General features: G+C 40.1%; 3 protein-coding genes. 1 reads left to right on the top strand and 2 read right to left on the bottom strand.

The features are described from left to right. Positions 1-331 precede the first annotated feature (331 nt). Positions 332-1,072, top strand: coding sequence for a hypothetical protein (locus PF479_RS12535; protein WP_298007084.1), 741 nt, complete (start codon positions 332-334; stop codon positions 1,070-1,072). On the opposite strand, the gene cobS is transcribed toward PF479_RS12535, so the two are convergent. After that, complete coding sequence (cobS, locus tag PF479_RS12530; protein ID WP_298007081.1) at positions 1,064-1,825, bottom strand: adenosylcobinamide-GDP ribazoletransferase; 762 nt, start codon at positions 1,823-1,825, stop codon at positions 1,064-1,066. The two genes, PF479_RS12535 and cobS, sit on opposite strands and share 9 nt — an antisense overlap. Beyond that, on the bottom strand, positions 1,815-2,536 hold a 722-nt coding region (locus PF479_RS12525), incomplete at its 5' end, for a nicotinate-nucleotide--dimethylbenzimidazole phosphoribosyltransferase (protein ID WP_298007079.1). The genes cobS and PF479_RS12525, both read right to left, overlap by 11 nt.

The following is a 2,536-nucleotide window of genomic DNA, read 5'->3' as shown; positions in this document are numbered from 1 at the left end:
TAAAATATTCTGCTAATTCTGTCATGAGCCAGAACCAGAACAGAAACATTAAGAGAGCTGCTGGTTTAAAAATGCTTGGTCCACGAAAAACAAGGAGAAGAATGAAGAGAGAAAGGGACATGCATCCTGTGACAATATTTAAAATAAAATAAATCAGTGGAAAAGTGATCATATCCAAAGAGTAACACAAGAATCTTCAGGATTCATTAAATGAATTCTGAAGATTTTAAAAAATTTTGAAATGATCCCGTGAAGAAAAGGCCTAAATAAATTATGATTGAGAAAGACTCACTATACTATTAGAATGCTATTTATAATTACAGGAGATAAAATGCAGGCTTTCAATTCAGGAAAAAAAGTTTTTTTTCTATATCCCCCTCAAAATTTTTTTAAAACAATCATTAAACGTATTTTTAAGGACGGTTTTGAAATATACAAACTGAACAGCACGGAAAATCTACTGCCTCTATTACAAAAGTTTCCTGACTCGGTACTCTTTATCAATACAGATTATCCTTATAAGGATTTCAACTTCACCAGTTTTAATGATCTAGATCTTCACAAGAAAGAGTATGAAAATCTTATGGTTTATTCTTTTTTTATGGAAAAAGTCAGCTATGGAGATAAGATTCTGGATTATATCTCCCTTGATAGATCGGATGAAGAAGTCTATACGGATATATATAAAATTTTAACTGAGGCTCAGTCCCATGGAAAAAGAGAGTTTGTGCGATATGGAAATTATAATGAGATCCTTAGTTCTATCCTTTTCAACTGTAACAGTGATACATACTCAACAAATATGCATGATATTAGTCCAAAAGCCCTGTCTTTTTCTACAGATGAAGACCTAGACAAGCTGGTTGGTTCTTCATTTTCAAATATGAGACTGAAGGTGGGAGCTTACGAAATCAACGTCAAAGGGGTCATTGGATCAAGCCGAATGATAGCTGATAAGAAGTTATATATAGCCAATTTTGAAACAGATGAAGATAAAAAAGAAGAAATCTTTGATTTCATTTTCACATCCCTTGAAAAGGGCATGGATGAAATAATACAGTCATTATCCTAAAGAAAAATAGAGCCTTACGGCGAAAAACACAGGTATCATAATAAGAACAACAGATTCCCCAGTCTCACATATAAATCCATAAATATCTCCTGTTAAACCACCCAGCTTTTTGCTGATACGCCTGCTGGTTAACAATACAAAAAGAGCATGAACCGGCAGAATGAAAAGCATCGCGGTTTTACCCGTACCTATATATACAAGCAGGGTTGTAAAAAATCCTAAAACCAATTCCCGGAACCTCATATGTTCCTGAAAAAAGTGACCCATACCATCCTTCCTGGCAGGGGGAAAATAAAGGATACTGATCAATTGACCCCATCGCCCTGTGACAGGGACAAGGAGTATCAATAATGGATCAATCTCATTGATCTCATAACAAAAGAAGGTCTTCAAAAGAATCTGGAGGATCAGAGAAAGAGCTCCAAAGGCACCAGTGTGGCTGTCTTTCATGATTTCAAGGGTTCTATCCCTGTTCTGGCGGCTCCCCAGACCATCAATACTATCAGAAAGTCCATCCAGATGAAGCCCTCCCGTCATGATGACCCAGGCAAGGGTCTGCAGGAAGGCAGTAGTCAGAGGATTGAAAATCCAGGAAGATAAAATCTGAAGGCCATAGAGGAAGAGGGCAATGATAAGGCCTACGAGTGGAAACAATCCGGAAGATCGGGATACTTGTACCAAATCTTCATTCTCATTCCAGGGGATTGGCAGTGAAGTCATGAACCTGAGGGCATAGATCAGTTTACGGATCATTGACAACCTCGGTCACTCCAGCCTCCTCAAAGGTGGCCATTTGGTAATAACATGCCAGGGCATTTTCAATGAGAGGGAGAACCATGACGGCTCCAGTTCCTTCCCCGAGTCTCATGTTCAAATTGACCAGAGGATCGATGTCGAAGATTCGGCTGACTTCAGAAAATCCTGTTTCTCCGGATTGATGAGAGAATATCAGAAAATCCCGGACTGCGGGATCAAATTTCATTGCCAGAACAGCGGCAGCACCTGAAATAAAACCATCAACAACGACAGCACAGCGATGAACAGCACCGGCAAGCATGACACCACACATGGCCGCTAATTCAAATCCACCGACGGCGGAGAGAATATCTACAGGATTTTCCGGATCTGGTTTATGAAGCTCAAGGCTCTCTTTTATGATCAGGGCTTTATGTTTTACCCGATCTGCTGGAAGACCTGCTCCGGATCCTGTTATCAATTCCGGATTCATTCCGGTAACAGCAGAATATATGGCACTGGCAGATGTTGTATTTCCCACACCCATTTCACCTGTGATCAGGAGGTCACAGGAATTAACAATTTCAGCTGAAGCGCTTTCAAAACCCAATTCAAGTGCCTGATAGACCTGTTCTTCCGTCATGGCCCTGGTCCTGCGCATATTTGCAGTCCCTTTTGCTATGGATTTCTGTATAATCCGTGGATGATCGACCTCATGCACCATCCCGG

It is taken from the genome of Oceanispirochaeta sp., assembly GCF_027859075.1.
Taxonomy (GTDB): domain Bacteria; phylum Spirochaetota; class Spirochaetia; order DSM-2461; family DSM-2461; genus Oceanispirochaeta.
The sequence above is the reverse complement of the archived record's forward strand: the minus strand, read 5'-3'. Positions and strand labels throughout refer to the sequence as shown.